This window comes from Stenotrophomonas sp. GD03680 (genome assembly GCF_029844625.1).
Lineage (GTDB): Bacteria > Pseudomonadota > Gammaproteobacteria > Xanthomonadales > Xanthomonadaceae > Stenotrophomonas > Stenotrophomonas maltophilia_P.
The window spans coordinates 50,975-65,586 of record NZ_JAOCKC010000001.1; the positions used below are offsets into that span (position 1 = coordinate 50,975).

General features: G+C 65.6%; 12 protein-coding genes. 5 read left to right on the forward strand and 7 right to left on the reverse strand.

What is annotated here, in order from left to right; translation table 11 throughout:
• Window positions 1-6 precede the first annotated feature (6 nt).
• Window positions 7-2,550 carry a TonB-dependent receptor gene (locus N5J29_RS00225; protein ID WP_164151368.1) on the reverse strand — a complete coding sequence of 848 codons (2,544 nt, stop codon included), beginning with the start codon at window positions 2,548-2,550 and terminating at the stop codon, window positions 7-9.
• Window positions 2,551-2,846: 296 nt separating this feature from the next.
• Between N5J29_RS00225 and N5J29_RS00230 the strand changes: the two genes are divergently transcribed.
• Complete coding sequence (locus N5J29_RS00230; RefSeq protein ID WP_065181626.1) at window positions 2,847-3,767, forward strand: helix-turn-helix domain-containing GNAT family N-acetyltransferase; 921 nt, start codon at window positions 2,847-2,849, stop codon at window positions 3,765-3,767.
• A 37-nt stretch (window positions 3,768-3,804) separates the two neighbouring features.
• Here N5J29_RS00230 and N5J29_RS00235 read toward each other — a convergent pair whose 3' ends face one another.
• The 4 genes from N5J29_RS00235 to N5J29_RS00250 form a co-directional block, all read right to left on the reverse strand.
• Window positions 3,805-4,371 (reverse strand): TlpA disulfide reductase family protein, encoded by a 567-nt coding sequence (locus N5J29_RS00235; RefSeq protein WP_164151365.1) that lies wholly within the window; start codon window positions 4,369-4,371, stop codon window positions 3,805-3,807.
• The gene (locus N5J29_RS00240) at window positions 4,368-6,746 is read right to left on the reverse strand and encodes a protein-disulfide reductase DsbD (RefSeq protein WP_164151363.1); all 2,379 of its coding nucleotides are present in this window, start codon (window positions 6,744-6,746) and stop codon (window positions 4,368-4,370) included. Before N5J29_RS00240 ends, N5J29_RS00235 begins: the two co-directional genes overlap by 4 nt.
• Window positions 6,743-7,081, reverse strand: a complete 339-nt coding sequence (gene cutA / locus N5J29_RS00245) for a divalent-cation tolerance protein CutA (protein WP_053515713.1) — start codon at window positions 7,079-7,081, stop codon at window positions 6,743-6,745. Before cutA ends, N5J29_RS00240 begins: the two co-directional genes overlap by 4 nt.
• 68 nt (window positions 7,082-7,149) lie before the next feature.
• Complete coding sequence (locus N5J29_RS00250; RefSeq protein WP_164151361.1) at window positions 7,150-8,940, reverse strand: endonuclease; 1,791 nt, start codon at window positions 8,938-8,940, stop codon at window positions 7,150-7,152.
• 312 nt (window positions 8,941-9,252) lie between these two features.
• Between N5J29_RS00250 and N5J29_RS00255 the strand changes: the two genes are divergently transcribed.
• From N5J29_RS00255 to N5J29_RS00270, 4 genes are all read left to right on the forward strand, one after another.
• On the forward strand, window positions 9,253-9,540 hold the full coding sequence (locus N5J29_RS00255; RefSeq protein WP_006396661.1) for a co-chaperone GroES: 288 nt from the start codon (window positions 9,253-9,255) through the stop codon (window positions 9,538-9,540).
• Between the two features lie 81 nt (window positions 9,541-9,621).
• Window positions 9,622-11,271, forward strand: coding sequence for a chaperonin GroEL (groL, locus tag N5J29_RS00260; RefSeq protein WP_053515717.1), 1,650 nt, complete (start codon window positions 9,622-9,624; stop codon window positions 11,269-11,271).
• A 174-nt stretch (window positions 11,272-11,445) separates the two neighbouring features.
• A complete protein-coding gene (locus tag N5J29_RS00265; protein ID WP_164151359.1) occupies window positions 11,446-11,838 on the forward strand; it encodes a hypothetical protein in 393 nt (130 codons plus the stop codon).
• A gap of 38 nt (window positions 11,839-11,876) precedes the next feature.
• Window positions 11,877-12,707, forward strand: a complete 831-nt coding sequence (locus tag N5J29_RS00270) for a hypothetical protein (protein ID WP_164151358.1) — start codon at window positions 11,877-11,879, stop codon at window positions 12,705-12,707.
• Here the strand turns inward: N5J29_RS00270 and N5J29_RS00275 are convergent.
• Complete coding sequence (locus N5J29_RS00275; RefSeq protein WP_164151356.1) at window positions 12,704-13,864, reverse strand: serine hydrolase domain-containing protein; 1,161 nt, start codon at window positions 13,862-13,864, stop codon at window positions 12,704-12,706. The genes N5J29_RS00270 and N5J29_RS00275 overlap by 4 nt on opposite strands.
• 79 nt (window positions 13,865-13,943) lie before the next feature.
• Window positions 13,944-14,300, reverse strand: a complete 357-nt coding sequence (locus tag N5J29_RS00280; RefSeq protein WP_164151353.1) for a hypothetical protein — start codon at window positions 14,298-14,300, stop codon at window positions 13,944-13,946.
• Between the last annotated feature and the right edge of the window lie 312 nt (window positions 14,301-14,612).

Consider the following 14,612-nt stretch of genomic DNA (forward strand, 5'->3'; position numbering starts at 1 on the left):
CCTGCGTCAGAACTTCCAGCCCACCCGCGTGTAATAGAACCCGCCGTTGAATCCGTAGGGCGAATGCACCGGATACTGCGCACCGGCCACGCCCCCCCAGGGGTTGCTGGCCGGCACACGGTCGAACAGGTTCTGCGCGCCCACGCTGACGTACAGGCCCGAATCGAACTTCCAGCCCACCTCCGCATCCACGATCAACGCGCTGCCCCCGTAGATCGGCAGGCCGCCGTCCTCGGCGGAGATCACGCCGCTGTCCAGGTGATCCTCGTACCAGCTGCTGTAATAGTTGAACCGGAGATTGGCGTGGAAGATCTGCCGCTGGTGATTGATGCTGAAGTAGCCCTTGGTCCTGGGCAGCGATTTCTCCAGCTTGTACACGCGCGCTTCGTCGATGAAGTCGGTGTCGTAGCGGTCCACCTTCGTGCGGTTCCAGTTGGCCGCCAGCGAGTAGGTGGTGACCCCGCCGAAGTGGTTGCTCTTGAAGCTGGTCACCAGGTCCACGCCGGTGGTGGTGGTATCGAAGGCGTTGCCGAAGTAGGTTACCTGCGAGATGGAAGCGGCTTCCGCATTGCCGCCGGCCACCAGCGCCGCACGCTCCTCCGGAGTGACTGCAAAGCTGGTGCTCAGGGCAATGCGGTCTTCCACCTTGATCTGATAGCCGTCCAGGGTGACCAGCCAGTCACCTTCGGTCCACACCGCACCCAATGACACATTCCTGGACTCTTCCGGAGTAAGCGGCTGCGCGCCCTTGAGCTGGGCAATCGGATTGGTCGGCGGCAGGGTGGCGATGTCTTCCAGTGCGGTACCGCCGAACACGGTGCTGATCTGGCTGATGTTGGCCTGGCCGGGAGTCGGCGCACGGAAGCCGGTGTTGTAGGCGCCGCGCAGAGCGAAGTGCTCGTTGAAGTCGAAGCGTGCGGTGAGCTTGCCGGTGGTGGTGCTGCCGAACGAATCGTAGTCCTCGTAGCGCAGCGCACCGGCCAGCAGCAGCCGCTCGGTGAGCTGTGCTTCCAGGTCGGCGTAGGCGGCCCAGTTGCGACGATCAAAGGTGCCGGCGGTGCGCGTGCTGAAGCCGTTGAATCCGTTGGAGCCCAGCGCGAAGCCCTGCTCGGTCAGCGGCCCGATGGCGGTGGACGGGCCGTCACCGGGGCTGATCCTGAAGCTCTCCTCGCGCCATTCGGCACCCATCGCCAGGCGCAGCGGCTGGCTGCTGAAGCTGACCGGGATGTCCCGGCTGACGTCCACGTTGAGGTTCTTTTCGGTCTGGGTATTGCCACCCGGGCGGAAGAACAGCCCGGCCGGCTGGTCGGGACCGAGCGAGGCGTTGACGGTGTTGTAGATGGTGAACTCGATGTCGTTGCGTCCCCAGGAGCCGCTCACGTCCCAGTACCACTCACCCCAGGTGCCTTTGGCGCCGGCGAACACCGAGGCGTCTTCCAGTTTGCCGCCGAAACGTGGGGTGAAGCCGCCGGGCAGGCTGGACAGGAAGGTAAAGCAGTTGGCGGGCAGGGCAGCCACCGCGCCGCTCACGGTGCCGTACGGCAGGAGGTTGCCGGCGCCATCGCGCAGGGCGATGGTGGGGCATGCGCCCACGCCGGTCAGGTTGCCCACCAGCAATGTCTGGCCGCCATCGTTGGAGTAGACGCCCGAACGTGCGGTGGGGTCGCGGTAGTAGAACCCGCCATCCACTTCACGCTTGGCGTAATTGCCGAACAGGTAGAACTCCACGTTCTCGGTGTCGTAACCGAGGTTGGCGACCAGCTTGAGGTCGTCGTCCACCTTCGGCGATCCCCAGATCTGCGCAGGATCTTTCACCCCGGGGTAGCCTGCCGCTGCGACCGCGGCGGCATCGTCGCGCTGCACACTGCGCGAGGTGTCGTCGGCGTTGCGCCATTCGGCCGTAAGGGTGGCGAAGCCGTGCTCGGTGAGCGGCAGGCCGATCTGCGCCGAGTACTGGGTGGTGAGCCCGTCGCCCTCGTAGTACTGGCCGGCGAACACCTCGGCGGTGCCGCCTTCGCGCAGCTTCTTCAGGCTGAAGTTGAGCACGCCGGCAATGGCGTCCGAGCCGTATTGTGCCGCTGCGCCGTCGCGCAGCACGTCCACCTGTTCCAGCGCCAGCGAGGGGAACACGGACAGGTCCGGTCCCTGTGCGCCGTCGGACAGTCCGTGGCCGAGGAACGTGATCACCGCCGAGCGGTGGAAACGCTTGCCGTTGACCAGCAGCAGGGTGTTGTCCGGCGGCAGGCCACGCAGGTTGGCCGGACGCACCAGGCTGGCCGCATCGTCGATGGGAATCGTGCTGACGTTGAAGGAAGGCACGAGCACTTTGAGCTGGTCGAGGGCGTCGGTCGCGCCCTGGTTGCGGAACTCTTCACCGCTGATGATGTCGATCGGCACCGCCGACGAGGACACCGTGCGCGGTTTGGTGCGGCTGCCCAGTACCGAAACGGTATCCAGGGTGGTGGCCGCGTCGGGCGTCGTCGATGTGCCGCTGTCCTGCGCCCGTGCAACGGGGCTGGTGGACAGCAGCGCGGTGGCGAGGGCCACCATTACTGCGGATGCCAATGGCGTGATTGCGTCTGGAGCCTGAACACTTCTGCGAATTCCGTGTTTCATGCATGCACCCTGCAGTCGATTTGAGTGGTTTGTCGGTCAGTCGTTCATCCTGTTGGTTCTCCTTGCAGCCAGGGCCCTGGTCGCTAAACGCAGAATTAACAGAACGTAAACCGTACTGCAACGAAGCTTTCGTTTTAAGGCGCCAAGACGCGGAATGGATCGCAAAACAGCCTTATATAGTTGCTCAAGGCATGTACTATGTGCCCAAGGCAACCATCAGGAACGTCCCCGTGTCTGCGCTCACTTCCGATCCCGTCGCACAGGTCCGCGCCTTCAACCGCTTCTACACCCGCAGGATCGCGGTGCTCGAGGAGCGTTTGCTGCACAGCGACTTCACCCTCACCGAGGCGCGGGTGCTGTTCGAACTGGCGGCGGGCCAGGGCATCACGGCTGCGCAGCTGGGCCATCGGCTAGACCTCAACGCGGGCTACCTCAGCCGGCTGCTGAGCGGGCTGCAGGCGCGCGGTCTGGTTCAACGCGAACCGTCGGTGATGGATGCGCGCGCGAACCGGCTGGTGTTGACCGAGGCGGGCCGCGCCGCCTTCGCACAGCTGGATGCAGCGTCCAGCGAAAGCGTCGCTGCCATGCTGGGAGATATCAGCGAAGCAGGATGCCAGCGCCTTCTTGAGGCGATGGCGCACATCCAGGCACTGCTGGGAGGTGCATCGTCGGATTGCGTGCTGCGCGATCCCCGCCCCGGCGACATGGGCTGGGTGATCCAGAAGCACGGCGCGCTGTATGCACGCGAATTCGGATGGAACGCGGAGTTTGAAGCGCTGGTGGCCGACATCGTCACCCGCTACCTGCGCGAACACGACCCGCAGACCGAGCGCTGCTGGATCGCTGAACTGGACGGCACCCCGGTGGGGTCGGTGTTCGTGGTCCGGCACGACGCGCACAATGCCAAGCTGCGGCTGCTGCACGTCGATGCCAGCGCGCGCAGGCGGGGCATCGGGCAGCGACTGGTGGACGAGGCGATGAGCTTCGCGCGCGCGGTGGGCTACAAGCGCATGGTGCTGTGGACCAATGCCGCGCTCATCGACGCCCGCGGTCTGTACGAACGGGCCGGCTTCGAACTGATGACCGAGCAGCACGAGCAGCTGTTCGGCCAGCCACAGGTGTCCCAGCTCTGGGCGCGCTCACTGGTCTGACCGGGATCAGGACGCGTGAATGCCGGCCGCGGCCAGCTTACAGCCGGGCCCACGTCTGCACTTCGCCGGCGGCAAACGGCCCCAGCTTCTGCTTCACGATGCGGCCCTGTGCATCCACCAGCACGCTGTAAGGTAGCAGCCCCTGGGCATTGCCCAGCTGCACGCTGGCATCGCGCGGACCGGGCGTCTCCAGCACGATCGGGTAGTCCACCGGCACCCGCTGCAGGAAGCGCTGCACATCTTCGGGTGTATCCAGCGCCAGCCCCAGCACCTGCACGCCGTCAGGTTGCTGCGCCTGCGCGAAGCGCGACAGTTCCGGCATTTCCTCGACGCAGGGCCCGCACCAGCTGGCCCAGACATTGATGAGCAGCGGCCGGCCGGCAAAACGCTGGCGCAGATCGAGCGGCTGTCCCTGCAGGTCCGGCAGCACCAGTGCGGGCAGGGCATCGCCTGCCTGCAGCACGGGCAGCGGTGCTGCAGGTGGCTGCGCGTCTGGATCGCCAGCGTCCGCCGCCGGCACCGGCGTCAGCCGATGGCCGGCCCACAGGCCCAGGCCGGCAGCCAGCACCGCGGTCCACAGCAGCGCTGGCCGTTGCCACCTCATCGTGCGGTGCGCAGCAGCGCTTCTTCGACCACGGCCTGGGTAAGCAGGGTCGGCAGCACCGTCGGCGGTGCGCCGGGCCCGTACACCACGTAAAGCGGAACGCCCACGGCCTTGTGCTCATCGAGGAAAGCGGTGATCTGCGGGTCCACGTTGGTGTAGTCGCCGCGCATGTACACCGCGTTGGTGCGCCTGAGCAGCTCCCTGAACTCCGGCCGCGACAGCACGGCGCGCTCGTTCGCCTTGCAGCTCACGCACCAGTCGGCGGTCATGTTGACGAACACCACGCGGTTGTCGGCACGCAGGCGGTCGAGCAGCTGCGGCGAGTACTCCACGACGTTCTCGCTGGTGGCCTGTGCCGCACGTGCCGGTGGCTTCAGCTGGGTCACGCCCCACACCGGTACCAGCGCGGCGATTGCCAGCAGCACGCCCAGCAGGCCGGCGGCGCGCTGGCTGCGCCAGCGGCTGCGCTCGAACAACCACAGGCCCAGGGCCAGCAGCAGCAGTCCGCCCAGCGCCAGCGCCATGCCGTCCACGCCACGCTGCTTGCCCAGCACCCACAGCAGCCACAGTGCGGTGGCATACATCGGGAACGCCAGCACGTGCTTGAGCGTTTCCATCCACGGGCCGGGCTTGGGCAGGCGCCGCGCGAGCGCCGGCACGAAGCCGATCAGCAGGAACGGCAGGGCCAGGCCCAGGCCCAGGAACAGGAACACGGCCATCGCCTGTATGGGCGTGGCAACGAAGGCATAGGCGACCGCGCCTCCCATGAACGGACCGACGCACGCGCTGCCGACCACGCAGGCCAGCGCACCGGTGAAGAAATCGCCGGCCGGACCGCTGCGACGGGCAAGTGACTGGCCGAGGTTGCCCAGGCCACCGCCGAGGGTGAACACGCCGGACAGGCTCAGGCCAACCGCAAACATGATGTAGGCCAGTGCCGCGACCACGCCTGGGTGCTGCAGCTGGAAACCGATGCCCACCGCATTGCCAAGCATGCGCAGGCCGACCATCAGCGCGCCGATCACCGCGAAGGCGACCAGTACGCCCAGCGTGTACCACATGGCGTGGCTGCGGGCGCGCTCGGCGCTCTCACCGCTCTGTGCCAGGCCCAGCACTTTCAGCGACAGGATCGGCAGCACGCAGGGCATCAGGTTCAGTACGAGACCACCGGCCAGTGCCAGCAGCAGCACCCACAGGAACGAACGGTCCGGATCCGGGGTGGTGGCCGGCGGGCGGGTGCGCAGCGCGTTGTCGCCCCGCGCATCGGCGGCGAACCCTGCCTGCGCGCCGTCCACATCGGTACGCGCCGGTTCGCTGTTCGGCACGGTCGGCAGCAGGCGCAACGGGGTGCCGTTGGCAGCCTCGCGCGGTGCGGCGCTGCCCGCCGGCAGCGGTCGGATCATTTCGCTGCGTGGCGCAGGCTGGCCGGCGTGGGCGCTGATCTTTCCCGCGGGGATCGACAGCTTCACCCGGCGGGTCATCGGCGGGTAGCAGATGCCATCGGTCTGGCAACCCTGGAAGGTCACCACCAGTGTGCTGTCCACCGCCTCGGTCACCGTGCGGCGCAGCGGCAGCGGCACTTCGACCTGGTTGAAGTACACCGACACATCGCCGAAGTGCTCGTCGCGATGCGACTGCGCGGCGGGCCAGCGCGGCGTAGCAGCCAGCACACCGGCACTGCCTTCCAGCTTCAGCGAGGTGCGATCGCGATACAGGTAGTAGCCCGGCGCGGGACTGAAGCGCAGCAGCAGGGTGTTGCCATCGCTGGCGATCGCGTCGAAGCCGAAGGCCTGTTCGGAGGGCAGCGGAAGCGCCTGGCTGTTGCTGCTGCCGGGCAGGCGCAGGCCACCACCGCTGCCGGCCCCGGCAAGCGGAGTGTTGAACGCGCTCACGCCGGTGACCCGCGCGGTTGGCAGGGCGGCTGCGGCGCCACCGCCACCACCGGGCAGTGTCACCTGGACCACGCGCTTCTGCGGCGGGTAGCAGACACCGGCATCGGCGCAGCCCTGGTAGCGCACTTCCAGGCTGAGGGTGCCGGCCGCATCCGTCGGGGCGCCCGGCAGCGAAACCTGCAGGCGTTCGCGGTAGGTCTCGACCTCGCCGAAGAAATCGTCGTGGTGCTTGGTGCCGCTGGGCATCTGCAGCGCACCGGCATTGAAGGCCGGGTCGGCCTTGACGCTGGTGCGGTGGCGATAGAGGTAGTACCCCGGCGCGATCTTGAACTGCAGCTGGATCTGGTTCCGCTCCGGCGCACTGGCGGTCAGCGCGAACGCCTGGTCCACCGGCAGCAGATCTTTCTCGTCCAGGGCGAATGCAGGCAGGGCCAGCGAGAGCAGGGCGCACAGCGCGGCGGCACGGGCAAACAGATTCATCAAGCGGTGTCCTCCCGGGTCTGCGCCCGGATCCAATCCAGATAGGCCGGCAGTCCGGCCCGGGCTTCGACCGCGATGCACTCGGGGAGTTCATACGGATGCAGTTCGACGATCCGCGCCATCGCTGCCTCCACGCGGCTGGCCGTGGTCTTCACCAGCAGCTGCAGCTCGGCATCGGTAGTGACCTCGCCCTGCCAGCGGTAGGTCGACTGCGCCCCTTCCAGGCGCGTTACGCAGGCGGCCAGGCGCTCGCCGACCAGCGCATGCGCGATGCGCTCGGCACTGGCCCGGTCCGGGCAGGTGGTCAACAGCAGCAGGACGGGATCGACGGTCGGCATGACCGTCGAGTATAGGGCCGCCGCCGGATCAAGGTCCGGCGGCGGCGATGGACCGCTGCGTTGCGCGGTCAGTTGGCCAGCTGGCAGGTCGCCGGCTTGGCCGAGGTGAACAACGCCGGCGTCGCCCACTCGGGGTGGTCGATGAACGGGTTGCGGTTGCCCTGGAAGCTGTAGATCACGTCGTTGCGCGCGCGCTCGGCGTCGTCCGGCGGATCGGACAGATGCCAGTCGATCAGGGTCGAGAGCAGGCCCATGTAGGCCGGCGAACTGCTGGTCCTGACGATCCGGCTGCGGTCGTCGGTCAGCTCCAGGTCCGGCTCGGACTGGCCGGTGGCTGCATCCTTGCCGCCCTCGTAGCGGATCGCCATGTACATCACCGCGCGCGCCATGTCTCCCTTGCGATGGCCCCACACCTCGAAGGTGCCGGTGTTGCCGTCCGGCGTGCGCACCCAGTTGGAATTGCCCGGGTAGCCGCCGCTGCCGCCGCCATGGCCGTTGTTGGCCTCGGTGGCGCGCTCGCCACAGTTGGCATCGCACTTGCCGAACGGCTTGTTGCCGCGGTCGGCATTCCACTGCGCATCGGTCAGGTACAGCATGTGGGTGTCGGTGTAGGGCGCGTAGGGCAGGCCCTTGTCGCCGGTGGTGCTGGCAAAGCCCAGCGAGTTCGGCCAGGTGTGCTCGCGGTTGTAGGTCAGGCCGCTGCCCGTGCCAGCGCGATCGCTGACCTTGGCGTAGCTGCGGTTGCGATAGGCATCGAGGATGCGGTTGGGATTGTTCGGATCCTCGTCGGCGATCTCCAGGATGGTCCAGGTGCTGGTGCCCGACCCGCTGTACGGATAGGCGGTGTGGCCCTTGATGGTCGCGTGCAGCGAGCAGCGCAGCTGGCTCGGGCTGGAGGTGTTGACCCTGGAGTAGTAGCCCGCCGGTACGCCGGGATTGCCCGGATCGGGGTTGCCCGTGGCGCTGGCCACGGTGAAGGCGATGCGGCTGTCGGCAGCCGGATGCGCGCCCTGCAGGTCGGTGATGCGCGCGGCGCGGATGTCGAAGCGGCAGGCCTCACCGGCCACCAGCGCGGTGTTGGTGGACAGCTTCACGCTCCTGCCGCTGGCCGGGTGGGTCAGCGGTACGCTGCCGGAGGCGCCGCAGCTCAGCGCGAAGGCGCCGCTGGCCAGGTTCACCGTCTCGCTGAACACCACTTCCAGATCGGCCGCGGCCGGGAACGTGCTGCTGCCCTGGGCGGGGGTGGTGGTGGACACCGATGGCGGCGTATTGGGACCGGGCGTACCCCCACCGCTGAAGGTCTGGCCGTTGTTGCAGCTGCCGAAGGTCTGCGTCGCCGATTCGGCCCAGGTGAAGTGGGCGTACTGGCTGCCGCTGCCCGTCAGCTGCAGTGAGGTGCCAGGGGCCGTGCTGTTGGTCTCGGCCACCGGAATGTTCTGGCTGGTCATGCCTGCGGCAGGACCGCCGGAGGCAGTGATCGTGCCCTCATAGCTGAGGAACTGGACCACCTTGCCGCTGGCGTCGACCAGCGCGATGCCGTCGTTGGGACCGTTCTGGATGCCGTTGGTCGGATAGCTGACCACGGCCAGGGTGGCGCTGCCGCACCCGGCCGCGCTGCCGGCAGGGACGGCCGTGTCGGCGTACACCGAAGCGGCCGACGGCGTGCTGCCGTTATAGAGATACAGCCGATAGCCGGACAGATCCTCGCCGGCGGTGGCCACGACCTCGATCGCCTCGCCGACGTCACCAGCTGCGGTGCTGTCGTCGTAATGCAGTTCGTTGATGAAGACCTCGGCCTGGGCCGGCGCGGTGGCCAGGGCCAGCACGCAGGCGGTGGCGAGCGGGGACAGCAATCGCATCGACGACTCCTTGTGATTGGGAATGCGCGGCCGAGCCTAAGGCCGATCCAGTGACACTTTGTCGTAAATGAACGTCAGATATCTGACAGTGCGACGTTGGTCACCTAATTCGGGGCCACCCCACCGCACTGCCGCAGCGTCCGGCGCGGAAACTTTTTTCGCGACGCCCCTTGAAAGCCTCCCGGGGGGCTCCATCTCTGCCGTGCTCCCGACCTTGTCGGGTTTCTTCACGTGCGGTTCTGGCACTCGCCTGGTGCGAGTGCTAACATCGCCGGACTTTTTTAGACCAATCAATCACTTAAGAGGTCTCCTATGAGCATCAAGCCGCTGCACGACCGCGTTGTGGTCAAGCCGATCGAAGCCGACGAAATCTCCGCCGGTGGCATCGTCATCCCCGACTCGGCCAAGGAAAAGTCCACCAAGGGTGAAGTCGTGGCCGTCGGCCCCGGCAAGCCGCTGGACAACGGCAGCGTGCGCGCGCCGTCGCTGAAGGTCGGTGACAAGGTCATCTACGGCCAGTACGCCGGCAGCTCGTACAAGAGCGAAGGCGTCGAGTACAAGGTCCTGCGCGAAGACGACGTGCTCGCCGTCATCGGCTGAGCCCCGCCGCGACCTGTTTCAACCTGATCCCCACATCCCAGCCGCCGGGCACGGCCCGGCGCGACCAATGAGGTAATTGCAATGGCTGCCAAGGATATCCGTTTCGGTGAAGACGCCCGTTCGCGCATGGTGCGCGGCGTCAACGTTCTCGCCAATGCCGTCAAGGCCACCCTCGGCCCGAAGGGCCGCAATGTCGTGCTCGAGAAGAGCTTCGGCGCCCCGACCATCACCAAGGACGGCGTCTCCGTCGCCAAGGAAATCGAACTGGCTGACAAGTTCGAGAACATGGGCGCGCAGATGGTGAAGGAAGTTGCTTCGCGCACCAACGACGACGCCGGCGACGGCACCACCACCGCCACCGTGCTGGCCCAGGCCCTGATCCGCGAAGGCGCCAAGGCCGTTGCTGCCGGCATGAACCCGATGGACCTCAAGCGCGGTATCGACAAGGCCGTCGTGGCTGCCGTCACCGAGCTGAAGAACATCTCCAAGCCGACCGCTGACGACAAGGCGATCGCCCAGGTCGGCACCATCTCGGCCAACTCGGACGAGTCGATCGGCCAGATCATCGCTGACGCGATGAAGGAAGTCGGCAAGGAAGGCGTGATCACCGTTGAAGAAGGCTCGGGCCTGGACAACGAGCTGGACGTGGTCAAGGGCATGCAGTTCGACCGCGGCTACCTGTCCCCGTACTTCATCAACAACCAGCAGTCGCAGACCGCTGACCTGGATGACCCGTTCATCCTGCTGCACGACAAGAAGATCTCCAACGTCCGTGACCTGCTGCCGGTGCTGGAAGGCGTCGCCAAGGCCGGCAAGCCGCTGCTGATCGTGGCCGAGGAAGTCGAAGGCGAAGCGCTGGCGACCCTGGTGGTCAACACCATCCGTGGCATCGTCAAGGTCGTGGCCGTGAAGGCCCCGGGCTTCGGCGATCGTCGCAAGGCGATGCTGGAAGACATGGCCGTGCTGACCGGCGGCACCGTGATCTCCGAAGAAGTGGGCCTGTCGCTGGAGAAGGCCACCATCAAGGACCTGGGCCGCGCCAAGAAGGTGCAGGTCTCCAAGGAGAACACCACCATCATCGACGGCGTGGGCGACAAGGCTGCGGTCGAATCGCGCGTTGCGCAGATCAAGACCCAGATCCAGGACACCTCCTCGGATTACGACCGCGAGAAGCTGCAGGAACGCGTGGCCAAGCTGGCCGGCGGCGTTGCCGTGATCAAGGTGGGTGCGTCCACCGAAATCGAAATGAAGGAAAAGAAGGATCGCGTCGACGACGCCCTGCACGCTACCCGTGCAGCCGTTGAAGAAGGCGTGGTTCCGGGCGGCGGCGTTGCACTGGTCCGTGCGGTCACCGCGTTGGCCGGCCTGAAGGGCGCCAACGAAGACCAGAACCACGGCATCCAGATCGCCCTGCGCGCGATGGAAGCCCCGCTGCGCGAGATCGTCGCCAACGCCGGCGAAGAGCCGTCCGTCATCGTCAACAAGGTCAAGGAAGGCAGCGGCAGCTTCGGCTACAACGCCGCCACCGGTGAGTTCGGCGACATGCTGCAGTTCGGCATCCTGGACCCGACCAAGGTGACCCGTTCGGCGCTGCAGAACGCGGCCTCGATCGCTGGCCTGATGATCACCACCGAAGCCATGGTTGCCGAAGCTCCGAAGAAGGACGAGCCGGCCCTGGGCGGCGCCGGTGGCATGGGCGGCATGGGTGGCATGGGCGGCATGGACTTCTAAGGTCCGCTGTTCCCGATGAAGTGAAAAACCCCGCCGCAAGGCGGGGTTTTTTTTGTGGGCCGTTGGCTTGTCTCATAAGCCCCTGTTCGCAGAGACCTGGTGGTCGTATGATGCAGTAGGCTTCCGGGGCTAGCAGCTTGGCCCCTACTCGGGGGATTTCGGAGTGCTGACGGCATGAAAGCTTTCAAAAGCGAAAACGCCAAGCAATTGTTGAGTGACCCCAAGCGATCGGCGCAGTTGCGCGATTTGTTGGTTAAGGGGGCTGAACTGGATGATTTTTTGTCCGGCTCTAGACTTGTACATGAGAGTGCAGGTGTTCGGGCGTCGCGCGAAGTGCAGAAGTCGTTGACTCATGCTTTGCAGGCCTGCCGGGCGAATACCGCAGAGATCCAGCGGCAACTGCAGCAGTTGCAGGCGGAATTGGAGAAGTTGAGATCAAGGGCCGAGGCACGGACATCAAAAGCATCCTCCTCGTCTCAGTCAGCATCTCGCCGTGAGCCAGATGTGTCAGAACTTGATCGCATCGGTGAGCGCCTTCAGGCGGTCCGGAACGTCTTGAACAAGTAGATCGTCGCATTTCAGGAAACACGACGGGGCACTCAAGGATGAATGTAGCGCTACCCGCGTTGATCGTTTTCTTTCTTCTTGTCCCTGGGTTCATTGCTAGATCCCAAGTCCAGAAGATCGAGAGTGAAGTTCTCGATTACTCCCCTTTCGGTGCAGTTGTCGCCCAAGCGCTGGTTTGGGCTTTCCTGCTTCACGCCCTCTGGCTCACAGGAATGCATTTGTGGACAAGCCGGGAGTTTGCGCCCGAGCATCTACTCGGAATGATGTCAGCCAGCTCGAGCCTGCAGTCTGATTCTGTACGTTCCGTCGCTGGTCAATGGAAGGAAATCGCTCTTTACTTTGGATCCATGGTTGCGTTTGCCTACATCGGACCAATGGTTGTCAGGACAATCATCGTGAGGTGCAAGCTGGATCGAGAAGGACGCTGGTGTTCCTCTCTCTGTAGATTCAATCGTGCGCCTTGGTACTATCTCCTTACTGGAGCAGATCTTCGCGATGATCAGAAGGCTGATGCCATCATGATCAGTGCGGTGGTGAGTGTTGGCGGAACTGCCCACCTGTACGTGGGTTACCTGGAAAAATGGCACGTCGATAGGGACGGAAAGCTCGATCGTCTGGTGATAAGTAAAACGATGCGACGCGCGTTCTCTTCGGACAAGCCTGCTGAAGGTGAAGCCGATGCGATGGGAAGGTTCTATCGTGTAGACGGGGATTTTTTCGTCCTGCGTTATGACCAGATATCCACACTGAACGTGTCTTACCGCGAGCTCCCGGCTCCGGCAGAACTCGATCTGCTGACTCTCTCAGCTCAGATTGAAGAGATTGAAAGGATGGTTGGCGAAGACGACTCGGCAGTTGTACGCAACTAGCGCACGAATGCCTTCGTAGCCCCGTATTCCCATTCCCACGGCACCCCCGTCTCGCCCAGCACGAAGCGCACCAGTGCCGGAAAGGTCGCTTCGGCGCGCACATCGTTGCCCAGGATCACCACGCAGCGTTGGCCTTGTTCGACGCACACCAGCGTGTTGCCCACCGCATCGTCATGTCCGCCCTTGTAGAAGCCTGCGCCTTGTGGGCCGGTGAATGTCACCACGCCCAGTCCCGCAGCCAGGTTTCTGCGCCGCTGCGCAACCGGCAGTTCCGGCTGCAGCGTCGGGAACTGGCTGGCGGTGGTGATCGCCAGCTGCGGCCGCACCAGCTCGTGCCGCATTGCCGCCGACAGCCCCTGGCCACTGACATAGCCGGCCGCGAAACTGCCCATGTCGGCGATGGTCGTGTCCATCGAACCGGCGGCACGCACGCGGCTGCGTTCATCGTGCGGTTCCGTCGTGCCTTCGGCGGTCCAGCCGTCGGCCAGATTCGTGGCGAAATCCTCGCGCCACATCATGCTGGTGCGGGGCATGCCGAAGCGGTCGAATACGCGCTGCTGCATGAGCGTACCCACGTCCTGGCCCAGCCCGCGCTCCAGCACGAACTGCAGCAGGATCAGCCCTTCGCCGGAATAGCCATAGCGGCTGCCCGGATCGAAGTGGAACTTCAGTTTTCCGTCCGGCTCCAGGAATGCGAAATTGGCAAAGCCGCTGGCATGGTTGAGCAGCAGGCGCGGAGTCAGCCGGCGCCAACGTTCGTCGCCGGCCAGCACGGTGTAATCGGCGTACTTCTTCGGCTCGGCCGCATAGTCCGGCAGCGGTCTGTCCAGTGCGCTGGCGATGCTGGCATCCAGATCGATCACCTTGTCCTGTGCCAGCTGCGCGATCAGGTGGCCGAAGGCCATCTTGGTCAGCGATGCCGCATACATCACCGTGTCGGTCTGCAGCGGTTCGCCGGCAGCGTTGCGCTCGCCATAGGCGGCGACGTGCACGACCTTGCCACCGTCGACGACGGCCACTGCCATCCCGCGGGCGTGAGCCATCTGCATCAGGCGCTTGGCTTCGGCATCGATCCGGGCCGGGGAGGGCACGGGAGGGGGAGCGGCCATCACGGCGGCGGGGAACAGCGTCAGCAACAGCAGGACGGCACGGCGCATGCGTGGAACTCCTGGCGGGACGTGGCGCGATGCTACCGCAGCTGGCGCCCCGCGGGCGGTAGCGCCAGCCCCGGCATGCTCAGACGGGCTGCAGGCGTTCGGCCGCATGCGTGGCCAGCCCCAGGGATGCCAGCATCAACCCTTCCATCACCCGGTCGCTCACGTGATGTTCGGGCGCGGCATTCTGGCGGCAGCGTTCGGCGGCCAGCAGCACCTCCTGCACGATGCGCAGGCCGGCCAGTGCGCCATCGGCATCGGCCAGCATCATGCGCCGGCCGTTCGCTGGATGGCGTTCGGGCCAGGGTTGGCCATCGGCGGCCGCACCGCTGCCGATGCGTTGCAGGTGGGCGACCAGACTGTTGGGATCGATCGGCGCCTGATCGGCATTGGCCGGATCGGGGTGGGCACCCGGGAAGGGAACGTGTGGTGTTTTCATGGCGTGTGCTCCGTACAGGACAGACGACACCGCCACCGGAAGAGGTGGCGGACGGTACGTGGCGGCAAAGACCGGGAGATGCTGATACCGGCGGGCGCAAGCGCCCCCACGCACCGCCCGCCATGGAACGCGGACGGATTGCCAGCCGGCGCCGCCCAAGGCGACGCCGGCTGACAAGCGTAAACAACATCTCTTCGGGCTTTGCCGACCCGGCCACCCTTTTCCGGTGGCAAACCATCTTGAGCACATGTCCGCGTGGAATGCCAAGGCAGTACGCGACACGTCATGAACGCGGCGGAAGTATCGCATATG